The organism is Pontibacter sp. E15-1, from assembly GCF_022601975.1.
Taxonomy (GTDB): domain Bacteria; phylum Bacteroidota; class Bacteroidia; order Cytophagales; family Hymenobacteraceae; genus Pontibacter.
In genome coordinates this window covers 20,701-45,750 of sequence record NZ_JAKVIR010000011.1, presented here as the reverse complement: position 1 = coordinate 45,750, position 25,050 = coordinate 20,701, and the positions used below count along the sequence as shown (strand labels likewise).

The 25,050-nt window shown below is 41.2% G+C and carries 14 protein-coding genes, 1 tRNA gene and 2 pseudogenes; 11 read left to right on the top strand and 6 right to left on the bottom strand.

Features of this window, described 5'->3' with window-relative positions:
* Positions 1 to 10: 10 nt before the first annotated feature.
* Positions 11 to 1,471, bottom strand: coding sequence for a mannitol dehydrogenase family protein (locus MKJ04_RS09180; RefSeq protein ID WP_241641311.1), 1,461 nt, complete (start codon positions 1,469 to 1,471; stop codon positions 11 to 13).
* 173 nt (positions 1,472 to 1,644) lie between these two features.
* Here MKJ04_RS09180 and MKJ04_RS09175 point away from each other — a divergent pair, with 173 nt between their 5' ends.
* Positions 1,645 to 2,676 (top strand): LacI family DNA-binding transcriptional regulator, encoded by a 1,032-nt coding sequence (locus MKJ04_RS09175; RefSeq protein ID WP_241641310.1) that lies wholly within the window; start codon positions 1,645 to 1,647, stop codon positions 2,674 to 2,676.
* A 261-nt stretch (positions 2,677 to 2,937) separates the two neighbouring features.
* On the opposite strand, the gene MKJ04_RS09170 is transcribed toward MKJ04_RS09175, so the two are convergent.
* A complete protein-coding gene (locus MKJ04_RS09170) occupies positions 2,938 to 5,004 on the bottom strand; it encodes a HAMP domain-containing sensor histidine kinase (RefSeq protein ID WP_241641309.1) in 2,067 nt (688 codons plus the stop codon).
* Between the two features lie 1,115 nt (positions 5,005 to 6,119).
* Between MKJ04_RS09170 and MKJ04_RS09165 the strand changes: the two genes are divergently transcribed.
* Positions 6,120 to 7,240, top strand: a protein-coding gene (locus MKJ04_RS09165; protein ID WP_410896817.1) for an IS3 family transposase whose coding sequence is annotated in 2 segments (ribosomal slippage) — positions 6,120 to 6,372 and positions 6,372 to 7,240 — 1,122 coding nt in all. Because the reading frame shifts where the segments join, the coding sequence is not laid out codon by codon here.
* A 266-nt stretch (positions 7,241 to 7,506) separates the two neighbouring features.
* Positions 7,507 to 8,692 (top strand): annotated as a pseudogene (locus MKJ04_RS22945) (IS3 family transposase); the annotation flags it as partial.
* Positions 8,693 to 8,957: 265 nt separating this feature from the next.
* On the opposite strand, the gene MKJ04_RS09145 reads toward MKJ04_RS22945, so the two are convergent.
* On the bottom strand, positions 8,958 to 10,193 hold the full coding sequence (locus MKJ04_RS09145) for a multidrug effflux MFS transporter (RefSeq protein ID WP_241641307.1): 1,236 nt from the start codon (positions 10,191 to 10,193) through the stop codon (positions 8,958 to 8,960).
* 413 nt (positions 10,194 to 10,606) lie between these two features.
* Here MKJ04_RS09145 and MKJ04_RS09140 point away from each other — a divergent pair, with 413 nt between their 5' ends.
* Complete coding sequence (locus tag MKJ04_RS09140) at positions 10,607 to 10,825, top strand: hypothetical protein (protein ID WP_241641306.1); 219 nt, start codon at positions 10,607 to 10,609, stop codon at positions 10,823 to 10,825.
* A 269-nt stretch (positions 10,826 to 11,094) separates the two neighbouring features.
* Here the strand turns inward: MKJ04_RS09140 and MKJ04_RS09135 are convergent.
* Positions 11,095 to 11,669, bottom strand: a pseudogene (locus tag MKJ04_RS09135) (transposase); the annotation flags it as partial.
* A gap of 367 nt (positions 11,670 to 12,036) precedes the next feature.
* On the opposite strand from MKJ04_RS09135, the gene MKJ04_RS09130 reads away from it, so the two are divergent.
* From MKJ04_RS09130 to MKJ04_RS09110, 5 genes are read left to right on the top strand one after another with little or no spacing between them, the layout of a single operon-like run.
* Positions 12,037 to 12,921, top strand: coding sequence for a DUF4007 family protein (locus MKJ04_RS09130; protein WP_241641305.1), 885 nt, complete (start codon positions 12,037 to 12,039; stop codon positions 12,919 to 12,921).
* The gene (locus tag MKJ04_RS09125; RefSeq protein WP_241641304.1) at positions 12,911 to 16,144 is read left to right on the top strand and encodes a hypothetical protein; all 3,234 of its coding nucleotides are present in this window, start codon (positions 12,911 to 12,913) and stop codon (positions 16,142 to 16,144) included. Before MKJ04_RS09130 ends, MKJ04_RS09125 begins: the two co-directional genes overlap by 11 nt.
* Complete coding sequence (locus MKJ04_RS09120) at positions 16,137 to 17,354, top strand: phosphoadenosine phosphosulfate reductase family protein (RefSeq protein ID WP_241641303.1); 1,218 nt, start codon at positions 16,137 to 16,139, stop codon at positions 17,352 to 17,354. The genes MKJ04_RS09125 and MKJ04_RS09120 overlap by 8 nt, the downstream gene beginning before the upstream one ends.
* A gap of 44 nt (positions 17,355 to 17,398) precedes the next feature.
* Positions 17,399 to 19,750, top strand: a complete 2,352-nt coding sequence (locus MKJ04_RS09115; RefSeq protein WP_241641302.1) for a sensor histidine kinase — start codon at positions 17,399 to 17,401, stop codon at positions 19,748 to 19,750.
* 39 nt (positions 19,751 to 19,789) lie between these two features.
* Positions 19,790 to 20,959, top strand: coding sequence for a hypothetical protein (locus MKJ04_RS09110; RefSeq protein ID WP_241641301.1), 1,170 nt, complete (start codon positions 19,790 to 19,792; stop codon positions 20,957 to 20,959).
* A gap of 88 nt (positions 20,960 to 21,047) precedes the next feature.
* Here MKJ04_RS09110 and MKJ04_RS09105 read toward each other — a convergent pair whose 3' ends face one another.
* Together MKJ04_RS09105 and MKJ04_RS09100 are read right to left on the bottom strand one after the other, a co-directional pair.
* Entirely contained in the window at positions 21,048 to 23,477 is a 2,430-nt protein-coding gene (locus tag MKJ04_RS09105) for a hypothetical protein (RefSeq protein ID WP_241641299.1), read from the bottom strand.
* 472 nt (positions 23,478 to 23,949) lie between these two features.
* Positions 23,950 to 24,021 (bottom strand) — tRNA-Glu (locus MKJ04_RS09100).
* Positions 24,022 to 24,235: 214 nt separating this feature from the next.
* On the opposite strand from MKJ04_RS09100, the gene MKJ04_RS09095 reads away from it, so the two are divergent.
* Positions 24,236 to 24,514, top strand: a complete 279-nt coding sequence (locus tag MKJ04_RS09095) for a hypothetical protein (protein WP_241641298.1) — start codon at positions 24,236 to 24,238, stop codon at positions 24,512 to 24,514.
* A 65-nt stretch (positions 24,515 to 24,579) separates the two neighbouring features.
* Entirely contained in the window at positions 24,580 to 24,918 is a 339-nt protein-coding gene (locus MKJ04_RS09090; protein WP_241641297.1) for a hypothetical protein, read from the top strand.
* Positions 24,919 to 25,050: the final 132 nt, after the last annotated feature.

Genomic DNA, 25,050 nt, shown 5'->3' with positions numbered 1-25,050 from the left:
AGTAGTGGTTTTAGTTTAATTGGAAAGATTCAGTTTTGATCAGGACAGTTTGCAGTACCCTGGAAACTCCTTCTTCTTTGATTTCTTTTACAAACTTTGCGAACAGCCTTGCAAACTCCGCTGAGCTCTTTAAGTCTAAGCTTTTGAATGCTGACAACTCCAGGAATCTGTTTGGTATCTCACTTGCAATCACTTGTTTGTCTTCTGTGGTGAGCCAGGGCTCAGCAATTTGATAGGTCTGACCTGTTTCGTCGACCAGGTATTTGAGATAGTGCCTGTAGGCTGCTATAAGGAAGGCTACACGTGTCAGGTCCTTGCCATCCCGGATCATGTGTAGCAAGTTTGGCATTATATAGACCGGGAATTTGGAAATCCCGTCGAAGCATAACCTGCTCACCTGGTCGCTGACGGCCCGATTGGAAAACCGTTCCACCAGAATCTGCTTGTATTCATCGAGGTCTGTGCCTTCAGGAACCTGGACATAAGGGGTCACATCTATATCCATGAAATTGCGCACGAACGTCACGATATCTGGGTCTTGCATCGCTTGGTCTACAGCGCGGTATCCTTTCAGAAAAGCAGGATAGGAGAGTAAGGTATGGGAGGCATTCAGGAGGCTTAGTTTCATGTTTTCAAAGGCGCTCACATCGTCTGTAAATTCAACCCCCACCCGTTCCCAGGCTGGCCTCCCGGCTATAAAGTTGTCCTCTATCACCCACTGGATAAAATCTTCGCAGTAAACAGGGGCTTGGTCGTTTATCCCACTGTTTCTGTTCAGGCGTTCCTTGTCCTGCTCTGTGGTGGCGGGGGTAATGCGGTCAACCATGCTGTTGGGAAACGTAACATTCTGTCCGACCCAGGCTGCCAATTCACTATCTTGCGCCGCTATAAACGCTGTGAAAGCTTTCTTTGCCGTGTTTCCGTTGTGCTGCAGGTTGTCGCAGGAAAGAATGGTGAGTCCTCCCTTACCTAGTTTTTTCCGTGCCCGCAATCCTTCCGCAACAAAGCCAAAAACCGTTTTGGGACTACCCGGATTCTCCAGGTCATGTTGTATCGCCTCATTGCTTAGCACAAAATCCCCCGTTTGCTTATCCAGGTTGTATCCACCCTCTGTTATGGTAAGCGTGATTATCTTGATGGACTCCGCGGCAATCTTGGCAATTACGGCCTTTGGATCCTCGTAGCCAGCTATAAGCTCCTTTATCGCACCACTCTCATAGACTTTGTCTATGCCATCCCTTCCGCATACCGTTACCGTGTAGGCAAGATTTTGCTGTCTCAAGCCGTCCACCGTTTTTTTGTCGGAGGGCAACAAACTAACCCCGCAAATTCCCCAATTGGCCTGGTCTTCAAACTCTAAAAGCGCGTTGGTATAAAACGCCTGGTGGGCTCTGTGAAAATTGCCTACGCCAATGTGCAAAATGCCTGGCTTGATACTTCCTGATTCGGTTCTGTTCTCTAATGTACTCATAGTAAGATGTTTATAACTGCCTGAAATTTGATTGCTTATTCAAATTAAATAGAATAGTGAGTACTTACATATTTTTTAGGCCGAATACAGAAATGGGAACGTTCCCAAAATCCGGGAACGTTCCCAAAGAGATATGTTGCTTTCTTTATGTATTTTTGATCAAACGCAGCACCATGAAACGAACCACGATAAAAGACCTGTCCCAATACCTGTCCTTGTCTACCTCAACCATTTCCAGGGCGCTTTTAAATGATGTTCACATACATCCAGATACCAAGAAAAGGGTATTGGAGGCCGCCCAGAAATTCAACTATAAGCCGAATGCAACTGCATTGAGCCTGAAGTATGGGAAGACAAACAGTATCGGGTTTGTCGTTCCGGAAATGATTACCCCCTTTTCAGCAAAAGTGCTGCAGGGTGTTCAGAATATCCTGTACCCCCTGGGGTATAAGGTTATTATTTTACAGTCAGACGAGGACCCCTCGCGTGAGCGGGAAAATCTGTTGCTGCTGGAGACCTTTAATGTAGATGGCATCATTCTCAACCTGTGCCACGAAACTTTCAACCAGAACCTTTACATAGAGATAATGCAACGGGGTACTCCGCTGGTATTCTTTGACAGGATTCCCGCCACGTCACTGGATGTGTCGAAAGTCTTGGTTGATGACCATATTAAGGCGTCGCTCATGGTGGAGCACTTAGTTAGGATTGGATGTAGGAGAATAGCCCATATCATGGGCCCTGCAACGGTGCGCAACTCGGCAGAAAGGGCCAGCGGATACAAGCGTATCTTAACCAAGCACGGCATTTTTGATCCGGAGTTGATTATAAAAACTGACGGTACCATGTTTGAACACGGCAAAATGGCTGTAAAAAAGCTGTTTGATAAGAAGATTGAATTTGACGGTATTTTTGCTTTCACAGATACCGAAGCCATAGGCGCTATGAATTATCTTTTAGAAGCAGGTGTAAAAGTGCCTGACGAAGTTGCTGTTGCAAGTTTTTCAGGGACTGAACTATCCACCAATGTTTTTCCCCAGCTATCCAGTGTAGAACAGCCTTTGGAAAAAATGGGAGAGACAGCCGCAGAACTGGTGCTGGAGAAAATAAAAGACGATGGCGCCGTCAGTAAAAGCATCGTCCTCAACGCTGAGTTGGTATACCGGGCGTCAACTCTTGCTAAAGACAAACTAAAGAAACAGTAATCAGGGGGTATATAAATATTTACGGCTTCTCAAGCCTCTACTAACGAATTGATCATAATGAGGAGCTAGTCGGCCCAAAGCTTACTTCATTCGAAGCCAATACAAGCAAATGCTGCCGGGCAGGGAAGGAGCACCAAAGGAGAGTGCCAATTAAAGATAATTTTGCCCCTGCTGACAGACACCTAGCAGGCATATCTTAAAATAGCGAGAGGTTGAGGAACTGAAATTAGCCTCCTAAGTTCATGAAAAAACCCCTCAGAATTAACTGAGAGGCTTTTCTTGTATATCGAAGGAGTGAATTATCGAACCATATCCACGTGGATTTGAAGGCTGTGGCAGAGTGTCTTCAGGTTGATGAACAGTAGAAGCAGCAGGTTGTTCTTCTGTAACAGGCATATGCGGAAGCGAAACAGTAAACTCCGTCCATTCATTCTCCTCAGAAGTTACACACATTTCTCCGCTGTGCCCTCTCGTGATGATATCATAGGAGAGGGAGAGACCTAATCCTGTACCTTGTCCTGGAGGCTTTGTGGAGAAAAATGGCTGGAAGACCTTGCTCTTTACGCTCTCAGGCATACCTATTCCATTATCACGCACCCGTATTTTCACCTGACTCTCAAACTGCCGGGTGCTTACGCTGACAGTTGGATTATAGACTTTTGTATCAACACTGAATTGCACTAATGTATTCTTTTGTCTCTGCTGCACGGCATAGAAGGCGTTGTGAAAAAGGTTGAGAAGGACCTTCCCCAACTCCTGCGGCACGACTTTTACCTTTCCCAAGTCTTGGTCAAAGGAAGTTTTGAGGGTACAAGAGAAGCTTTTGTTTTGAGTTTGTATGCCATAGTATGCTAGACGCAGGTATTCATCTATCAAGGCGTTAATATCTGTCAGTTGCTTTTCTCCTGTAAAAGTTCTTGCATGCTGCAGCATACCTCTCACAATGCCGTCAGCTCGTTGGCCATGGAGGTGGATTTTCTGCAAATTCTGCTTCAGGTTGGCGGCAATGGCCAACACGCCCTCTTTTCGATTCGCAAAAGCCTCCTGTTCAAGTTCCTCCACCAACTCTTCCGACACCTCTGAAAAATTATTGACGAAGTTGAGCGGGTTTTGGATTTCGTGAGCTATACCTGCGGTGACTTCTCCTAAGGAAGCCATTTTTTCTTTTTGAATAAGTTGCCTCTGTGCTTCTTTTAACTTGATTAATGCTGCCTCTAAACTGTCTCGCTGAACTTCAATCTCTTTTTTCTGAGCTTCTACCTTGGCAGTACGTTCAGTCACTTTGGCTTCGAGAGTGTCTGCATAGCTCTTCAATTCTTCATGTGCCCTCTTTAGAGATTGGGTCATTCGGTTAAAACTAGTAGATAGAATTCCAATTTCGTCCCGATTATTGATTATTACCTGAGTAGCCAGATTACCTTCATCTACCCTTTTAACTGCTTTTAAAAGACTTTTCAGGGGTTGGATAAGACTGAACCGAACAATAATCGGAAAAATTAATAATATGAATAGCGTGGCAAAAATAATGATAAGAAACAGTTTATATAATCCCTCTTGCTGCTCGTTCCGAAGGTCAATATCATAAAACAAAGCAGGCGGGAAAAATGCCAATGCCACTGCTGATAATATTGTAAGCATTGTTACAAGAGTAAATCCTACTAACCTAATTTGATAACTTGTAGACACGGGAGCAAAACTCATGTAAATAAAAAATTGAGTAATGTTTCCAACCCAAACGCCAATAAAGTAAGCCCAAAACCCGATGTAACTGTACAAACCAAACACTATTGCAACTATACTAGTAATAATAAAGCCAGCTGATACTAATGCTAAGCCAATATAGGCTGTTGAAGATGATTGATTGTTAGGCAGACTTAATCTTGCCTTTCTAATATAAATTAGCATTGCCCAAAAATTAGTTAGAAAAGTGTATGATCCAATGATCTGGATTGATACATCTGTACTATAATCACTATAAAATTCATTCAAATGTATTAAGCCTATCAAAATTGGGGAAACACCGATTGTCATCCATAATACTATCTTTCTCTCCCTATCAAACACATGATGTATAAAATAATAGGCAAATTGAATAAAGCCGATTTCTAATAGTATGAGGGATGGAGCAAATAAATATATAATTATAATTTTATATTCTTTAGTGCCTATAAAAGATGGGTGTAAGCTAAGACGGTACATATCACTCAATTGCCATATCATAAATGCAAAAAAATTAACAATAAGCCACTTCTTTTCTACTGTTTTTTCCTGAGATTGCAATAGATATAAAAGTGCCCCCCCTGCTGTAATGACGAGGATCAATGACATTACTGTGTTAGTATGAAGTAGAAATTGTGACATATATTTATGAATGAAATTATATGGATTATAAACTATAAAATTCACTCGGCTAAGGGGCCAAAATAGGCTCATTTGTCAAATTATTTTACAAGACAGGAATAGAAGCATTAACCGGAATTATTATGGTGAATTCGTTATGCTCGCCTTCAATTGTAATCTACCCATAATGCTCCATAACAATATTTTAGCTCAAGGATAATCCTAATTCTTGACTGAAAGGCATGGTAATAAAGATGGTATGTAAAGACTTTTTTTTTCACGCTATTGTGAATTTCGATGCCAATGCCCCGCAATCTTATCTCCAACGGATTCCCATTGCGGCAGGTGTCCATTTTCAAAATTAGCAGATAACTTTCTTCCTCCTTCGTAACCACGCCCTGCTCCAACATCTGTTTTTATTTCTGTTGCACGGCTTTAAGGCATTATTTTAAAGATTAAGCAATTCCCTTACCAACCCCTGCTGCGCGATCCCCACCTTATCTAACTTGGGATCATAAAAAGAGGTAAAGCTATTTTCCTTTCCATTTGCCGTAGTAAGGGAGCCCTAACTACTCATGGGTTTAAATGCTCATGTTCTTGAGTTGCATATAGCTGGTGGTACAGGAATAATGCCTCATGTTTTTACAAAAACATGAGGCATGTACGGTAAAAGAAAGCACTTCATATCTTGATATTTCATGCCTGAAGTGATTTAATAGGCGAAATAACAAGCGCAGGGTGTGGCACCTTGAGCCCCTTTGAGTTTTTTAGTTCTACAAGAACTGGGTTCGCGGCCTTTTTTGAGTTATTTAGTTAATCGAAGGCTTATGCCTTAAGGGGAGAGTCTTTACCAATATTATTGATACCTGCTAAGCCCACTGACTTACCTGTATATTAAGAGATAAACTGGGGCTTTTTTTCATTAAGGTTTTTCTATTGCTCTAGACAAAGCAACTATATATGTATCTAAATTAATTAAATTTAGGAAAATTATAACTATTATTTGTGAATTGTTTTTGATAATTGACCTCCCCCCGAAAAACCAGACCAATGTAAAGTAGAGAAAACGGGCAATAATCGTATAGTCTTAAAAGCGAATTGCCATGAAGAAATCAAAATTCACCGAGGCGCAGATCATCTTCGCCATCAAGCAAGCAGAGACGGGTGTCAAGGTGGAGGAGGTATGCCGCAAGATGGGCATCTCGGTGGCCACCTTCTACAACTGGAAGAAAAAATACGGTGATTTAGGGGTGAGTGAACTGCGCAAGCTGCGGCAGTTGGAGGAGGAGAACCGGCAGCTGAAGCAACTGGTGGCGGACCTGAGCCTGGACAAACAGATGCTGCAGGACATGTTGCGAAAAAAGCCCTAAGGCCAGCCCAGTCAAAACGGCTGGTCTTAGGGCTAACAGAAAACTACCGGGTCTCTGTTAGAAGAGCATGTAAGGTGGTGCTGTGCCACCTCTCGGGCTGGTACTACCGCTCCAGGGCCAGGGATAGCTCCGTGATCAGGAAGCGGATGCAGGAGATCGCCCAGGTGCGGGTCCGCTATGGGTTCTGGCGTATCTTAGTCCTGCTCAGGCGGGAAGGCTGGCGGGACAACCATAAGCGCGTGTACCGCCTCTACAAAGAGGAGGGGCTGAACCTGAGGAGCAAGCGGCCCAGGAGAAGCAAGGCCGCCGACCACCGACTGGAGCGCCCGGAACTCTCCAGTAATCATGAGTGCCGGTTAATGTACTTTGTGGCCGGTCAGCTCTTCGATGGCCGCAAATTCCGCTGCCTGACTTTAGTCGATAATTATAGCTGCCAGTGCCCCGGCATACTGGTGGGACAGTCACTGAAGGGAGAAGATGTTGTAGCCGCTTTGGAGTGCATCAGGCAGGACACCAAAAAGCTGCCCAAGCGTATACAGGTGGACAACGGCAGCGAGTTTATCTCCAGGGCCCTGGACAGGTGGGCTTATGAGAACAAGGTGACGCTGGATTTCTCCAGGCCCGGTAAACCCACGGATAACGCCTTCATTGAGTCCTTCAACGGGAGCTTCCGGGATGAATGCCTGAACGTGAATTGGTTCCTGTCACTGGAGGATGCTCAGCAGAAAATCGAAGCCTGGCAAGAGGAGTATAACCACTTCCGGCCTCATAGCTCATTGGGCGACAAGACGCCGGAAGAGTGGCTGAAACATAATATAGTAGAACCCGAATTCTCCACTTTTGACCGGCCCTAAAGATGGGAGGAGCTCACCATTACCCGCCCCGCTTGTTGGTGTTGTCGGGAAAAAGGGTAGCTATCTTTCCCCACTCTTCATCACTTAGTTCATAACGTCTCATAAAAAGTTAACAATACTCAGTGACTTTGAGTTAGATTCATCAGACACAGCCTAGTTGAAGGTGAAGAATTATCGAACCAAAAAAGCCGCACCATTTAAGATGAAGCGGCTTTTTATGGGGTATGTCCCGTCCTGAAATAGGTTGACACCTAGCTGAGGAGCAGATGCAAAAAGACACAAAGAAAAAATGCAGGCGCACACAGCGGGATTACACGCTGGGCTTTAAATTGCAGGTCATCGCTGAGGTCGAGCTAGGCGATCTGACGTATAAACAAGCCCAGGGGAAGTACGGCATCCAGGGCCGGAGCACGGTGCTGGTTTGGCTCAGGAAGCACGGGCGGCTACCTTGGGGCACACCAAGCAAAACGGCCATGGACATAACCCCAACCAAAGGATCAAGGAACCCGAGGCCCGCCTGGCCCAGGCCCAGGAAAGGGCCAGCCAGGCGGAGCTGAAGGCAAAGTTCCTCTACACGCTCATCGACGTGGCCGAGGGGGAGTTCGGCTTCCAGATCAGAAAAAAGCCTTTACCCAAATAGTCGAACGCTTCGCCGAGGAAGAGAAAGTGAGCCTCAACCGCTCCTGCCAGCTGTTTGGGTATACAAGGCAGGCCTACTACAAGCGCCGCAAGGTGCGGGAAGAAAACGGGCAACAGGACAGACAGGTGCTGGCCCTGGTGCGGGAAAAGCGCCTGAAGATGCCCCGCCTAGGCACCAGGAAGCTGCATTTCCTGCTGCAGGGGTACTTGGAGCAAAGAGGCCTGAAGGTGGGCAGGGACAGGCGCTTTGCGCTCTTGCGCAGCCACCGCCTGCTCATCAGGCCCCGGAAGAGCTACACCAAAACCACAGACTCGAAGCACTGGCTCCGCAGGCACCGCAACCTGGTGGAGGGGCTGGAGATCACCCGCCCCGAGCAGGTCTTTGTCTCAGACAACACCTATGTGCCCACCCGGGAGGGTTTCGGCTACCTCTCGCTGGTGACCGACGCCTACTCCAAGCGGATCATGGGCCACTGCTTGGCAGGGGACCTGCGTGCCGAGGGGCCCGTGCAGGCCCTACGGATGGCCATCGGCAACAGGCAGTATGACCAGGAGCTCATCCACCAATCCGACAGGGGGCTGCAGTACTGCTGCGCCGACTATCAGAGGATACTGAGAAAGGCGGGCATCAGCCCCAGCATGACGGAGCAGTATGACAACGCGGTGGCTGAGCGCGTCAACGGCATCCTCAAGGACGAGTTCAACATCCGGGACGGCTTTGGCAGCCAGGAGTAGGCAGAGAAGGTGATAAGGGAGTCCATCGAGATCTACAACAGCCTCAGGCCCCACCAGAGCTGCCATTACCTAACGCCCAGCCAAATGCAGGGCCAGCAGGAAGTCAAAATGAGAACATGGAAAAAGAAAGCCTTCAAAGCAAAGGCTTTGGAGGTTAAGAAGAAAACGGTAATGTTAAATTAAACCTGTCAACCTATTTCAGGATGAGACAAGTAGACCGAAGGAAAGAACTATCGAACCATATCCACGAGGATTTGAAGGAAGTTAAAAAGTTTCCACAGGTGGGAGAGGAGCGATACATTTTTATACCCCAATAAATAACCGTATCAGTTCGGAAACAGGCTTAATGCATAGCCCCTGCAGCAGGGTTGCCTGTCCGATACTGTAGCCCTCTTGCTTGGATGCCTTTCTGACCCAGCAGCAAGACAAGCAGCGCTACCATGGACGATGCGGCCATTACGCCCGCCATGGGAACGGCGGAATGATTGCTGAAGAAGCTCAGAATGACGGTTGCCAGAGCCCCTATTCCCATTTGGGTGGCACCCATAAGCGCAGAGGCGCTGCCAGCGTTCTTGGTGAAAGGCGCCAGAGACAGCGCCGAGGCATTGGGGAAGGTAAAGCCGAGGCAGCATAAGAAGAGGAAGATACAGGCGATGGTCGAGAACAGACCCAGCCACCCGTTTATGGTGCCTAACAACAACGCAGCCCCTATAAGTAACTGACAAGCGAGCGCCGTAACAATAATCTGCTCGCTGCGGTACCTGCGCAGCATGATGCTGTTCACCTGGCTGGCACCGATCAGTCCGATGGAGAGGAAAGCGAAAATCCAGCCGTACTCTTTTTCGTTCACCTGAAAGAGCTCCATGAATAGCAGCGGCGAGCCGGACACGTACGCCAGCAGCCCTGCAAAGGAGACTGCGCCGGACAAGGCATAGGTATAGAAATGAGGTTCTTTTAGAACCATGTAAAACTTCGAAATGATTGGCTTCGGCCTAAGGGAGTAGGATGGGTCTGGTTTGCTGCTCTCGGGAAGGCCAAAATAAACAGCAGTGAGTATAGCAGCCGCCATACCTGCCAGGATAAGAAACACAGTCTCCCACCCGAATCCGGCCGTCACATAGCCACCCACAGTAGGTGCAATCATCGGCGAGACCCCTACTACCAGCATTAACAATGAGAATACTTTCGCGTTGTCCTGCACCGGAAACAGATCACGCACCATGGCCACAGAGGCCACCGCAGCGGCGCAGCTGCAGACAGCCTGGATGAAGCGCAATACGATCAGCGCTTCGATAGAGGTGGCAAAAGCACAGGCCACCGAGGCAAGTAAATAGCCTGCGAGGCCAATGTATAGCGGTTTCTTTCTGCCAAACCGGTCCATGAGGGGGCCATAGAGCAACTGACCGGCAGATATACCGATAAAGAAACTGGACAGGGAAAGTGAAACCTCTGCTACCGTAGTTCCCAGGTCTTTGGCAATGGCCGGGAAGCCGGGCAGGTACATGTCAATGGAGAAAGGCCCCAGGGCCGTAAGCGTTCCCAGGATCAGGATGAGCGAAACGTATTTCTTGCGAGTCATAAAAAGGCAATTTATGCAGCAAAGGTACAACAAAAGCATTTGCGAGTAGGGGAGGAAGAGCAACTACTGCTGCCCGGCAATCTGCGCGCACTGGGTCGTTAACTAAGAAACACCTTCTTCTGTTATTTTGCGGCTAATTTTTTCTCTATCTGTAAAAAGGTGGCTCGCGTTTCAAAGGCGCCGGCGGCAGAGAAGCTCGTGATCTTAATTTCAAAAGTTAGTATAGCAAACTATGTAATGATTGACTAAAATTTGAATAAGTGACCGATGGGTATAAATTTATTTAAATTGTGTATCAGATCTAGACAAATGTTTAAAGAAAGATGAAGATTTACGAACCTGTAAACTGTGTCTCTGCGCGGAAACCTTTACATTTGCCTGTAACAATTTTCATATCTAACATATTATAAACTATGGCTGATTTAAAGCAATACCTAAGAACAGAAATTGACAGACTGCAGATGAATGTCATCAAGCAACTGAGCAACATTGACGAGATAAAGGCTGTAATAGGCACATTCGAAAGAATGAATGGCGTGCTTGATGATGCGCCTGATATTTCCCTGAATGCCGGTGCCGGTGAGGATGGTAAACCGAAAAGAACTTATAAGAAAAGGGCCAAATCTGAATAATGAGAGGGACTTTTTAAATCTGGAGCTACTGTAAAAGGTAGCTTTTTTTGTTTCCAGGTAGGTTTTGCAGTTCTATGGGCGGTAAAAGGAATCTTTAAGTAAAACAAGTGATTTTTCTTTAAATAATTTTCAATATCACTTTAAAGGGCGTTCCCCTATAGATAACAGCTACCATTAGGTATATCAATTTGTTTCTGACAACATTCAGAACACTCATCTTGATTTGCTAAGTTAAGCAAATCCACTGTCCGTATTTAGTGAAGCATCTCAGCGGCCTTACTTCTCCTGGGCCGCGTGCTCCTTAGGTTCAGCCCCTCCTCTTTGTAGAGGCGGTACACGCGCTTATGGTTGTCCCGCCAGCCTTCCCGCCTGAGCAGGACAAAGATACGCCAGAACCCATAGCGGACCCGCACCTGGGCGATCTCCTGCATCCGCCTCCTGATCACGGAGCTATCCCTGGCCCTGGAGTGGTAGCACCAGCCCGAGCGGGGGCACAGCACCACCTTACATGCTCTTCTAACAGAGACCCGGTAGTTTTCTGTTAGCATTGAGATCAGCCGTTTTGACTGGGCTGGCCTTAAAGCTTTTTTCGCAGCACATCCTGCAGCATCTGCTTGTCCCGGCTCAGGTCCGCCATCAACTGCTTCAACTGGCGGTTCTCCTCCTCCAACTGCCGCATCTTGCGCAGTTCACTCACCCCTAAACCACCGTATTTTTTCTTCCAGTTGTAGAAGGTGGCCTCCGAGATGCCCATCTTGAGGCATGCCTCCTCCACCTTGACACCCGTCTCTGCTTGCTTGATGGCGAAGTTGATCTGCGCCTCGGTGAATTTTAATTTCTTCATGGCATTTCACTTTTAAAACAATACGATTATTGCCCGTTTTATCTACTTTACAATGGTCCGGTTTGTCGGGGGAAGGTCACACATCATGCGAAGTGTCCAGCACTTCACTGGCCTTCACGCAACTCGGCCTGTGTGGCTCACTAAGCAAATAAGCTATATAATTACCTGGTTCCTTCTCTTTTTAGCTAATTTTACGAGAATCCAGGTAGTTGCGTAACTCCTAGCTAAATCTAAACCGCTATAAATATTTTACTCTTAATTACTTACACTTTTTATCTCATATTAGCCCGTTCTAGTTTGTATTAGACCAATAGTTATGCGTAATTTGAATATAAAATTACTATAATATTTTATTGAATTACATCATATGGCAAAGCTTTCCTTTTCAGGGCATGAGTCTTTCATTTGCAAGCATTTCTGGCTCAAAAAAGGATATGACTTCCTAATTCAAGAACATAAATTTTCTGAAGAATCAGCAGTTATTGATTTAGGTGTAGGTAAGAACATGGTTTCTTCGATCCGTTTTTGGCTTAAAGCATTTGCTTTAACAAATGAGTCCGATGAGCTTCAAGAAATTGCAGATCGAGTTTTCAATAGTGTCTATGGCCTAGATCCTTATATTGAGGATATAGGAACAGCTTGGCTTTTGCATTACCTCCTAGTAAAGCACAATAGAGCATCTATATACAATCTAGTATTTAATGAATACAGAAAAGAAAGCTTCGATTTTACTAAATATAAACTAACGCAGTTCCTAGAACGGAAGTGTGACGAAACAGAATCTAGTTTCAACAATAATACCGTAGAAAAAGACTTAAGTGCTTTTATAAGAAGCTACATAGTTGTTGAGGGGAAAAAAGTAGATGTAGAAGAAGATTATTCAGGTATTCTGCCCGATCTGAACCTACTCTCCCATACTAGGATCAGGAATGAAAAAGGTGAATTAGAAGATCACTATACTATTCAGAATAGTGAGCGTGATGATCTTCCTTGGGAGATAGTACTTTACAATATTCTCGACAACGATGTGTATGGTGAAACTATTAGCTTTAAAGAGATAGAAGTAGGTGATAATTCTCCAGGTGTTGTTTTCGCTATGAGTGAGAAAGGGTTATATAGTAAAATTGAATCTATGGTTGCTAACTATGGCGGTGACATTACTTTTAGTTCTACAGCAGGAAATAGAGTGCTGACGCTAAGGAGAGAAAGGATTAATAAGTACGATATTTTAAGCAAATACTATGGCAGTTAAGTTCTCGCCATCGATTAATATCTTACGAGATATTAATCAAGAGATAAATTATATACCAACACCAAATTCAAAAGGTGTTTTTTATCAGATAGTTAGTAATTACCAAGCTGGCCATCATTCATTCAACATTATCGGAGCTTATGGAACTGGTAAGTCAGCATTTATCTGGGCATTAGAAAAAACTTTAAATAAAACACACGGCTTCTTCTCATTTCCTGAGAATGCAGATTTAGAAAGAGGGGAGAATGAATTTGTCTATTTGATAGGTAACTATTCTTCATTCATAGAGACACTAGCAGTACAATTTATACCTAATTCCCTAGACTATACTGTTTCTGAAGTTATACATGGGATTGATGAGCATCGATTAAATCTGCAGAAACAGGGAAAGCGACTTTTATTCGTTATTGATGAATTTGGAAAGTTTCTTGAGTATGCTGCAAAAAATAACCCTGAGCAAGAATTATACTTTATTCAGCAGCTTGCAGAGTATGTAAATGATAAAGCTAAGGATGTATTGCTAATTACAGTAATGCATCAAGATTTTAGTGCATACGCACACGAGCTTACTCGATCTCAAAAAGAAGAATGGACAAAAGTAAAGGGGCGCTTAAAGGAGTTAACTTTTAATGAGCCCGTCGAGCAACTTCTTTTTCTAGCTTCTAAAAGGTTAGCCTCATCAGAGAAAGAAATTAATGCTGCAGCACTCGAAAAGCTGATGGAAGCAATTTCTAAGGCTAATGCATTTCCATTAAATGATTATTTCAGTAAAGAAATCGCAAGGGATGTATATCCAATAGATATACTTGCTGCTGCTGTGCTTACCTTAGCAATGCAGAAGTATGGACAGAACGAGCGGTCACTGTTTACCTTTCTTGAATCAGATGATCAATTTGGTTTAGGTACCATTAGCAATAATTCTAATGCTTTCTTTTCATTAAGAAATGTATATGATTACCTGAGTCATCACTTCTATAATTTATTAAGATCTAAACATAACCCTCACTTTGGTCAATGGGCTTCTTTGAAGAGCGCCCTAGAAAGAGCAGATGCTTTTATCGAAGGAAGAACTGAAGATGCTAGATCTATACTGAAAGCTTTAGGCCTTTTAACTATTTTCACTAACGAAGGAGCACAATTTGATAAATCGTTTTTGGCTACTTATGGTAAACTAGCATTAGGAATTGAAAATCCAGAGCAGGTTATTGATAAGTTGGTTGAACACAAGATTATTCGTTTTGCTAAGCATCGTAATCGCTTCTTCTTGTTCGAAGGTACAGATCTTGATATTGAACTTGCCGTTGATGAGGCTGGCCAGCTAGTTGAGCATGTGACGGATGTAGTTAAGTACCTGAAACAGTATTTTGTTTTTCCATATGTGCAAGCAAAACAAGTTTCTTATGAAAAAGGAACGCCAAGAATTTTTGAATTTAAGCTTACTAATGAACCTATATTAGAAAACCCTCAACTAGAGATTGATGGATTTATAAACCTAGTTTTTAATGATAAAATAGGTATAGAAGATGTAAAAGCCGCTGTAGGTGACAACAAGGAGGCTATACTCTATGGGTTATATAGCAATACCACTGAAATCAAAAGCTTAATCAGGGAGATTGAGAAGATAAAGAAAGTAAAAGAGCTTAATCCTAATGATAAAGTTGCTCAACGAGATTTAGAGGAGCTTCTTACAGATCAGATTGCTTTACTAAACCGGTATGTTTTAGGTAGCATTTACAGCAACGAAGGAAAAATAAAGTGGTTTTTTAATGGTGAGGCTGATATCAACTTCAATAACAGAAGCTCTTTCAATCGCTCCTTGTCTGATATTTGCAATGAAGTATATCCAGACACACCTAGTTTCAAAAGTGAATTAGTTAATAAATCTAAACTTACTGGCGCGATATCGGGTGCTCGTAAGAACTATGTTAGGGCTCTAGTCGAAAATTGGGGTGTAAAAGATTTAGATTTTAACTCTAAACAGTTTCCTCCAGAGAAAACTATTTATCTTTCACTGCTTAAAAACACCGGTATACATACATTTTCTGAGAACGGATTTATTCTTTCTGCTCCAACTGATGCTACTTTCAAGGGTATTTGGGAGAGATGTGTTCAGTTCTTAAAAGATACCCGTTTAGGTGAAAGGAATCTTTCTGAACTCATTAATATACTTTTAAGCAAACCTCTAAAAGTAAAACAGGGATTTATAGATTTTTGGCTGCCTACGTTCCTGTTTATAAATCGTCATCAGTTCGCTCTTTTTGGCCCTGGTGGGTTTATAGCTGATTTAGACGCAGAGGTTTTAAATCAGGTTGCCAGGAACCCAAATCTATATACAATTAAGGCTTTTGATGTAGAAGGTGAAAGACTCTCATTCTTTAATCAATATAGAGACATAATTCAAAAGGCTCCTACTGAAAGTCCATCGAAGGAGACATTTATAGAAACAATTAAACCGTTCTTAGTTTTCTATAAATCGTTGCCGGAGTACACAAAGAAGACAAAAAAGCTTGAGAAAAACACTCTTAGCCTCAGGTCAACAATTGCTAAAATAAAGGATCCTGAAGCCGCTTTTTTCGATGATTTTCCGCAAGCTCTAGGATATTCACTTCCTTTGATGCAGCAAAATGCTGCTATGCAGGAGGAGTATATAGAAGCTCTTCGTGCAAGCATGGCAGAGCTGCGAGATGCTTATAAGAAGTTCGTGAGTAGATTAGAGGAATACATTGTAAGCAAAGTTGTTGGTACTGAACCTGAGTTAGGGCTTTATAAAGCAGCTTTACAAAAGAGATTTGAAAACTTGAAGGGACATCAGCTTGAATCAAAGCAGAAAGCATTTGTTCAAAGACTTAACAGTAAGTTGGATGATCGTGATTCTTGGCTAAATTCCATTGCAACTGCACTTGTCCAGAAACCGCTAAGTTCTTTTGATGATGCCGACGAAGAGCTATTTTATCAGCATTTTCAGAAAACGATCTACTCTTTAGATCGCCTTACAGATTTAGCTAATGCTAATGTAGACGTAGAGCGGGAAGAGGCTTTTAAAATAGAGATAAACTCATTTGAAGGTGGGCTACAGCAACAGGTAATTCGATATCCAAGAAATCAAACCGAACAATTACAAAATGTAGTTGCTGAGATGCAGCTTAAATTAAATGGTTTAGATCGTCAGCAATCTATTGCAGTCCTAACTAATTTATTGAAGGAGCAGTTGAAAGATGAGTAAGAAAGTAAGACATGTATTAGGTATTTCAGGTGGTAAAGATAGTGCAGCACTAGCTTTATACTTGAAGGATAAGTATCCAGAAATAGAGATGGAGTATTATTACTGTGATACTGGTGAGGAACTTCCTGAAACTTACGACTTACTAAACAATATTGAAGGTATACTGGGCAAGAAAATTATTCGCCTGAGCCCATTTGAGAACAACGACAGAAGCCCTTTCGATAAATTGTATGAGGACTTTAGAGGGTACTTACCTTCCTCAGAGGCACGATGGTGTACTAAAAAATTGAAGCTGGAGCCTTTTGAAAAGTTTGTAGGCGATGATCCTGTTGTTTCTTATGTTGGCATAAGGGGTGATGAAGACCGTGAAGGTTACATCTCCAAGAAGTCTAATATTCAGTCAATTTTTCCATTCCGAAAAAACATATGGAGTGAAGACGTAATACAGAAAGTGTTACAGAATGATGCTATACCTTTTATGGCAGCATTCTATAATGAATATGCTGAAGAAAGAAAACTTACTCGTCTTTTAGAAACTATTAATAGACCACTTTCTTTTAGCTTTAGGCAGTTACAAAAATTAAATGCTTTACTCGATGCAGATGTTAAACTGTTTAATGCTGCTGTATTTGCTTTTCTTAAAACTACAGGCTATCCACTAGCTGTAGTTGAAGAATTTCCATTGGTTGATAATGACGAGGTACTAGTTAGAGACGATATATTCAGGATCTTGCGGGATTCTTCAGTAGGTGTACCAAAGTATTATGAGAAGATTCCTTTTGAAGTAAATGGCAAAAAGGGAGAGTATGCCCGTTCCCGATCTGGTTGCTATTTTTGTTTCTTTCAGCAAAAGATTGAGTGGGTCTGGCTGTTTGAAAATCACTTGGAAGACTTCTTAAAGGCTGAGCTCTATGAAAAAGGAGATTATACTTGGATGCAAGGAGAAACGCTGCGTGAACTTATTGGCGTACCATATCAAGATGAGCATGGCAATGAAATTCTGCTGTGTGAAGTAGAAGAAGAGCATGGGATTAAGAAAGTCATATGGATTAACCATGAAATTCTTGCTAAACGCAATGCAGTTCGTACTGATGAGATAAAAGAAGATTATATAAAGAAAGCTTCTAAGGGTAATAAAAGTACTTCACTTTATCTTCTCGACATACTTGATGATTCTGAAGGGGAAGGATGTGCTGCTTGCTTTATATAAGAAATTTCACATCAATCTGATTATACTCTTATTATTGTTTTTATATGATATCAACTAAAGAGTACAAGTTTCAACCAGGAGCAATGTCAATTATACAGATGGGTGAGGAGTTAATAGGGCACCCATCAACAGCTCTAAATGAACTTGTTAAAAATGCATATGATGCTGATGCTGATAAATGTTGGATTTATACACACTTTGATTCTGCAGTAGAGAACACTTTCCTAATAATAAAAGATAATGGATTAGGAATGAATGCAGAAACGTTGTTCGGTGGTTGGCTGAGACCCTCTATTAGTAGCAAACGTGATGAAGATAAAAGTAAGAGGAAAAGTATAATCTATGAAAGAAGATACTTAGGTATGAAAGGTATAGGTCGTTTAGCATCTATGGCCTTAGGAAGGTATTTGACAGTAATTACGAAAAAGAAAGAAGATTTAGAATACAATTGGCTAAAAATTGATAGAGAAAAATTCAGAGTAGAGACACTTCTTGAAAAGATTGAGTTCCCTGGTGGAGCAGCTTCAGATTTTAACAGCTTATTTAATAATGATGAGTTAACAGATCAATTTAAATTACCTGTTAATGATACAATTAAAGAGTTCCTTCATCAATCTCCTTTCGATGATTTTTTAGAAGGAACGATGATTATACTCCAGCATCTCGATGATTCTATCAAAACAATCATTGAAAATGAATTTCAAACCAAGGAAATAGAGGATACTGCAATCTTTAAATCCTTAGTTGATTTGATTACCCCTCTTCAGTTAAATAATTCAATTCAAAATGAGCTGATAGCGAATGGAATAATAGATGAGCATCTTCGAGTATCAAATGGAGAAAGTACTTTCGAATTATTTTATGGAATAAATCTTTTGAAAAATGAAGAGCAAAATAACATAGAATTCATTCCGATTGAGCCATCTTCCATCATAGAATACTTTGATTATAGGATATTCGGTAAAGTTGATATTCTAGGAAATGTTTTAGGAAAATATTTATGTAAACGTTTAGATGAAGATATAAGGGATGAAGAATTTACTTTGAATGCCTCGTTTATACTTTCTGATGATGACCTAAGGATTAGAAAGATAAAGGAGTTAGAAGAGAATCGTGAAGCATCAAATAAAGAAAAAGAAACAGGTTTAGGAGAATTCTATTTTGATATAAGAGTTTATGATTTGGATACGGATGCTAAAGAAAAAATAGCATTACGTTTAAGAGCGAAGGGTAAAAACGAAGCTACTAGAATCCTAAAAAAGTATTTAGGACTCAAAATTTCAAAAAATGGTTTTGGTGTCAAGCCCTATGGTGAGGAAGAACAAGATTGGCTTGGACTTGGAGCAAAGAGAGTTCAGCAGCACAAGGTGACCATAGGCCCTAATCAAATTTTAGGTTACTTGTTTTTATACTCTCCTGAGAATGATGCTCTAAATGAAAAGACTAACAGAGAAGGTTTTTTTGAAAATAAAGCCTTTATCACCTTCAAGAAAATCATAAATGGTATACTAGAGGGGGCAGGTCGAAGACGTGCTAAATATAGAGAAATTCATAACATTGGTCGTGCAATAAAGAGTAGAAATGCTAGACCTGATACAGAAAAATTTATAAAATACTTACTGAGTAATTCTGATAATGCCGAATTACATCAAGTATCAAAACAGTTTATCGAAGAGACAAATAGTGCTTTAGATAGTATGGAGTATTCTTTGACATTTTCACAAAGACTTGCTTCTTTAGGTACCGGATTAGAACTTGTATATCATGAAATTTCTCAGCCAATAGCTGCTTTAGGGTCAACGGTTAAGTCTTTGGAAACTAATCTTCTAAAGATTCAGGAAAAAGAATTACAGGAGAGGCTACTTGCAAGAGTTGCGAACATAGGAGCTGCTACAAAAACTTTAAATTCTCTCAAAGAGTCGCTAAAACCTGCTATTGGAAGATCGTTACCAAAATCATTTTCACCACTTTCTACATTCAATAGAGTTTGCTTCCTTTTTGAATCTACTTTCAAAGATGCTGATATAGATGTAACAATAAGTGCTAATGTCGAAGATGTGAAAATTTCTAGCTTCGAATACGTTTTTTGGATTTCAATACTTAACATTATAAACAATGCAGTGTACTGGTTAAATTTTGCAGAGAATAAAAAGATAATAATATTTGAATATGAAAGTCCGGATACTTTTATAATAAGTAATACTGGTCCAAAAATTCCAGAGGAAGATATTGAAATTATTTTTGAATATGGGATTACCGGGAAAAATGAAAGAAATGCTACAGGGCTAGGGTTAGCATTTACAAGAAGTATGTTAACTGCTAAAGGTTGGAATATATGGGCAGAAAATAGGATATACGGTCCCGCATTCTACATCAAAAGAAGTACTGAAAACTAATTTATTATAGAAACAAAGTAGCTAACTCAAATTATTGGCATGACAAAATATTCTATCGTCCTTTTAGAAGATGATGAAAAAATCATTAAAAGCTTTCAATTTGCTTTTGAGGATATGGGATTAGGCAACTCACATGAATTAGTTGTATTTAGAAAGTCGAAAGAATATTCTGAATACATGGATGAATGGGAAAATAGGAAAACCGTAAGAGCAATAATTATGGATTTGTCCAACAATAAGCAGGAAACGGATGCAAAGTCCTACAAAGCTGCAGAGTTTATTCATAATGAATTCACAACCAATAGAATTCCTATTTTCGTTCATAGTGGAAATTTAGAATATTTTGATGATTTAGCTGATAAAGGCACTGTGTATAGAATGGAGAAGTCCGACGAGTCTGCAAATAATATTTGCGCTCAACTGCATCTTATGGTTGAATCAAATTTTCTAAATATTTTCTGTTATGGTGGAGAGCTTGAGACTAAAATAATGGAGGAAATTCATTCAGCTTTTGTAGAGCAGTTCAAGGGGAGTGAGATTGATGACATTATCAAATCGATAAAGGCAACTAATCCTGAAAACCTAGTTGAAAGAACAAGAGAAGTTTTTCAAAGACTTGCTCTTCGGGCTGTATTTGAGAATTTAAAGGCCACTAAAATCAGTACTGCAAAGACTTTTGAAGAAGTCAAGGTGCATGCAATAGAGCATTATTACCGTAGAACAAGTGCATATAGTTATTGGACAGGAGATATATTTGAAAGTAAAGCTACTTCAGAATTAGTAGTAGTATTGACTCCGAGGTGTAATATTGGTCATGGTAATTTAGAAGAAGTCTTGTTGGGTAAAATCAACCTGATTGAGAAGCGCCATCTGGAATCTTTCTTAAGTAAGAAAAATGATGGTGGAGAAAACAAGGGTAGAAAAGCCTTGCGTACAAGTATTACTGATGATGTTACTAATGGGTTTATTGGAGAGAGGTTTAGATTTCTGACAAAAACACCTCAGTTCAAGGGTGGTTTTGTCGATTATAAAACGATATTCAGCATGAAGCCAGAAAACTTCATAAAAAATTATACCTATAAGATTTCACTTATTGATGAGTTGACAAATGATGTAGTCCGAAAACTTAGTTCTTACATATTAAGAGGAGGAATTTCTGAAACTGAATTTGATGAAGCTCATTATTACTTTACTGAGGAGACTAATTAATTATCATTTCGTAGCCAACTTTTGTTGGCTACGAAATGATAATGGTTAGGAGGGTTGTACCCTTCTTTATAGTTAATAACAGCTGGTACTAACTTTCATCTAAGCTGCTCAATAACTCTTCCATACCAAAATTTAGTAGGAAATCTGAATAGTAGCTGTCAAATATATCTTTCAAGTAATCTGCGACAGTAATATCTTCCTCACTACCTTCACGCTCTAAGGATAGTTTGTAGTTCCTATTCTTTGTAATCATGTAAAGAAACAATGTATGAAAATAGACTGAAGACAAATACCGCTTCTCAGCAACCATTAATTGGTCTTCAGATATATTTTTTATTTTAGAAAGATAGGATTGAAAAACGTGGCTATCCATGTTTATATAAATAACATCAAGCTTATCACCTTCTCCGCTAGGGTACATTACAGTTTTGTAGTCCATCGATATACCTTGTGCCTCCAATTCATCCCATTGGTTTTCGTGTACCTTCTTCAATTCTGGTAAGCCAATAGAGTCCATCTCTTCTTCCTGTTTCTGTGGAGCTTGCTCTTTAGGTGCTTCAGGGGCACTAATTTTTACAAGTATATGCTCATCAAAGACAGGTCCTGCTCCATTTAAAGAAACTTTTACTTCCAGTTCATCACCAACATTCAGTTCCTTTGTAGGATTGAGGGTAATTTTAATATTACCTTTATTGGGGCTGCTCTTAACAATGTTAAGTACTTCAGTTATCTCACGCTCTGAACCAGGTTTATCACCGCCTGTACGTGTGTCTCGCTTGATATTTTGCAGTCCTAGCTTTAGGTTACCAGGCTCATCTGTACGGTCAAAATATTGATCTTCTACATCACTTTCGAAGAGAATAGTCTTTTCTCCGTCCAGCGGGACCTTAACAGTAGGAATTTCGTCGCCTTTTTTGCCTTTTAATTTGAACATGCTTGGGAATCGTTGTGGTAAGAAAGGCTCGGCTTCTTGATGGTGTTTGTTCTCCTTCTTTGGCTTTTTCTCAGCTGGCTTTTTTGGCTCTTCAAGTTTTAATGTTTGACTTAGCAGCTTCATTAAGTCGCTGTTTTTTGGAAGATTTTTAGCAAATGATTTTACTAACTCTGTAGTGTCCTCACTTTCTAACCCAATAGAACTTTTGCGGTATTTATTAATTTCTTCAAGTTTACTCTTTCTAAGTTTAGCAGCTAAGTAATCACGAAGCTTTCTTACTTCTTCTCCTTGTTTCAAGCGGTCGCGAGAAGCCATGAATAGTTCCTTACGGAAGCTATACTTCATGTTTGTACAATCTACATGTATGAGAAGGTAGTCTTTTAAAAGATTAAACTTAAGAGCACGTGTGATAAATTCAGAAGAATAATGACCATGAACCTGCCCATTCACAGAAAACAAGACAGACATGTTGTTCTTGAAATACCTATTTCGGATGATTTCTTTACTCTTTTTTACATCTTTGTCTTTAACCTTGGGTTTGAAAACATAGCAAGTAACTTTCATTGACTCAAACAACTCATCCTGGTATTCTTCAGAGAAGTACTGATCAATGTAATTATTACTGTCGCTCTCTAACCTTCGCTTCAGACCATAAAGATCTAAATCAAGTACCTTATTATTCGGGTATCGCTTCTCGGTGTCAACAGTTAGAATAGGTAAAGCTGGTTCGAATAAGTATTCATTTATACTTTGATTAAGATCCTGAGCAAAACCAGCATAACCTGCAGGGAATTGGTAAGAATACAGCTTTAAAACAGTGCCTGTTTTAAACTTTCTGTTTTTAAGTCCAAGGTCGAGCTCATCAATTTCAAATGAAGGAATCTTTCCGTCAATTACTAAGAATTCGTACCAAGTATTCTTTTTAACTTTTTCCTCTTGTGCACTTAGTGGGTGTTCGCGAATTAGAGTAAATCCAAACTTTCCATTCTTATCAAATTTTTTAGAAGCAATAAGCTGGTAGCCATGCTTACCTGAGAAAACAATAGCCCCACTACCACCCATATTGTATTTACCCTGTACAAAATGAATCTCATTTTTATTACCTCTAAGTAGCGATAGAAAAGAAGATTCGAAATCCTCAGGATGCTGGCCTTCACCATTGTCATAAATAATAACTGAGGTGTTCCTGGGCGTACCGTCAGCTAAAATCTGTATATTCTCTGCTTGCTCTCTTCGGAATTTACTTAAGTCCCAACTCTTTTGATTAGGGAAAAATAGTTTTACAGCATCTTCAACAGTTTTAGGTGCTTCCGCTGATTTTGGATCTATGCCTGCTTCATAGCACGTCTTCATTAGAGTAGCATCAATTGAGTTTGTGATCTTTTCAACTAAAGCAGCAATTGGAGAGGACTGTTGATTCTCAATAACACCATAGTTACTTTGATTGCCTCCTAAAGGCCTCCAGTTTTCGTTGCGGAAAACATCTGCTTCTTTTTTGATAATATCGTCTACATCTTGCTCCGTTTCAGCTTGATATAATTTAAAGAAAAGTGCCTGTGGACTTATTGAAGAATTGAAGAGCATTAGAACAGAGAATTAAGTTGTTTTCTTAGTAAGAGATATTAGCTAATAACCATTCACAAAATACTAAGATTATTCTAAATATTAAAAGATAGATATTGCTGAACTTATAGCTCTTTAGTTTAGTCTTATCTAAAAAGTGGCATGGCTAGCTTATTAAAGATTTAATAGATGCCTCGCTAGTCTTGGAAGCTGTTTCAAAACCTATTTGAGAGCCATTTTAAGAATAAAGATTATAGCCATATAGACTATTTCCACAGCGTTCAACAATTTTTGCGGAATTTGCTTTTCTCTCCCGCATAAGTTTTAAAACAGCTTTTATGATAACATTCCTTTTGTTTCCATTACTTTTAAAATATACAGAAGTTGGCTGAGAGTATTGATGCAAGCCAGATGATACTTCTAGTATTTAGCGTCCGAATAGTGTCCGAAGAGCATAAAAAAGGCCTCCAGCGTTAACTGGAGGCCTTTCCTGTAGCCCGTAGGGGAATCGAACCCCTGTTACCAGAATGAAAATCTGGCGTCCTAACCCCTAGACGAACGGGCCGTTCTGCCTAATTGTGGTGCAAATATAGTGCATGCCCGATTACCTGCAAGCGGTTGGCACAATAAAATTGGCTGCCAAACGGCATGCGCTTGATACTCAGGCTGAAATTTTTTGGCTTGCGTGTCTTAAGAAAATGAAAAGCGGCGTACACTAACCTATAGGTATAGGTGCCGTTACTATATACCTATTCATTCAACCAAACCTCAACCAAGACATGGCAAGAAGATTACAGTACGGAGGACTCAATCCAGAGGCCTTCGACCAGTTGAAAGGCAAGTTACAGGGCCTTGGACTAAACCTACAGCAGAACAATGGCAGCTTCAAAGAAAAGGGCGTGTCCGGAAAATACGATTACAATCCGGAGAGTGAAGTCCTGATATTGGATGACGTACAGGTAGGGTTTCCGGCAAGCATGATGCTGAATCTCGACAGCCTGGAGCAGCGCATGACGGAGGCCGTCGTGCAATTCGGGGGGCGACCGCAGCAAGCGTAGCCTTTTGCGCATCTTCCCGTATACCCCTAATGAATTTTAACAGCAACATCATACATAAGCAACCTATGGAAAATAATACATCTCAGAACCAGAGCAACGATAAATCCAAAAATACCAATAGTTCTTCGCAGGGCACACAGCAAAATAAGGGTGCGCAGGCTGGCAGCGTGATGGCCATGTTTCAGCCACACGATATGTCCAGAACCGTAGAATCTGCGTTGCATGTGTTTCAGGGAAATCATGATAAACTGCCTGAACTGATGCAGGATGTGGGGCATATTATTTTGAAGGCCACGCGCCGCTTCACCACCACACAACTGATTCTGACTGCCGGAGCCTTAACCGTTGGCGCTATTCTTCTGTCGCGGTATAGAGCCGCCCACGATGAGTATGAGGAGGCATAAGAAAACAGCACTACCATATAAAAAAGTCCCGGACGCACAGTGTGTCCGGGGCTTTTTTTATTATTTGCCAGGCAATATTTGGCCTGGCACACGTTTTGATTCTGGTCGTTCTATATAGCGCAAACCTATAAT

Bases quoted from the DNA above. Each gene is read 5' to 3' on its own strand.
- MKJ04_RS09180 (WP_241641311.1), bottom strand. From the start codon at position 1,471: ATGAGTACATTAGAGAACAGAACCGAATCAGGAAGTATCAAGCCAGGC.
- MKJ04_RS09175 (WP_241641310.1), top strand. From the start codon at position 1,645: ATGAAACGAACCACGATAAAAGACCTGTCCCAATACCTGTCCTTGTCT.
- MKJ04_RS09170 (WP_241641309.1), bottom strand. From the start codon at position 5,004: ATGTCATTGATCCTCGTCATTACAGCAGGGGGGGCACTTTTATATCTA.
- MKJ04_RS09145 (WP_241641307.1), bottom strand. From the start codon at position 10,193: ATGACTCGCAAGAAATACGTTTCGCTCATCCTGATCCTGGGAACGCTT.
- MKJ04_RS09140 (WP_241641306.1), top strand. From the start codon at position 10,607: ATGGCTGATTTAAAGCAATACCTAAGAACAGAAATTGACAGACTGCAG.
- MKJ04_RS09130 (WP_241641305.1), top strand. From the start codon at position 12,037: ATGGCAAAGCTTTCCTTTTCAGGGCATGAGTCTTTCATTTGCAAGCAT.
- MKJ04_RS09125 (WP_241641304.1), top strand. From the start codon at position 12,911: ATGGCAGTTAAGTTCTCGCCATCGATTAATATCTTACGAGATATTAAT.
- MKJ04_RS09120 (WP_241641303.1), top strand. From the start codon at position 16,137: ATGAGTAAGAAAGTAAGACATGTATTAGGTATTTCAGGTGGTAAAGAT.
- MKJ04_RS09115 (WP_241641302.1), top strand. From the start codon at position 17,399: ATGATATCAACTAAAGAGTACAAGTTTCAACCAGGAGCAATGTCAATT.
- MKJ04_RS09110 (WP_241641301.1), top strand. From the start codon at position 19,790: ATGACAAAATATTCTATCGTCCTTTTAGAAGATGATGAAAAAATCATT.
- MKJ04_RS09105 (WP_241641299.1), bottom strand. From the start codon at position 23,477: ATGCTCTTCAATTCTTCAATAAGTCCACAGGCACTTTTCTTTAAATTA.
- MKJ04_RS09095 (WP_241641298.1), top strand. From the start codon at position 24,236: ATGGCAAGAAGATTACAGTACGGAGGACTCAATCCAGAGGCCTTCGAC.
- MKJ04_RS09090 (WP_241641297.1), top strand. From the start codon at position 24,580: ATGGAAAATAATACATCTCAGAACCAGAGCAACGATAAATCCAAAAAT.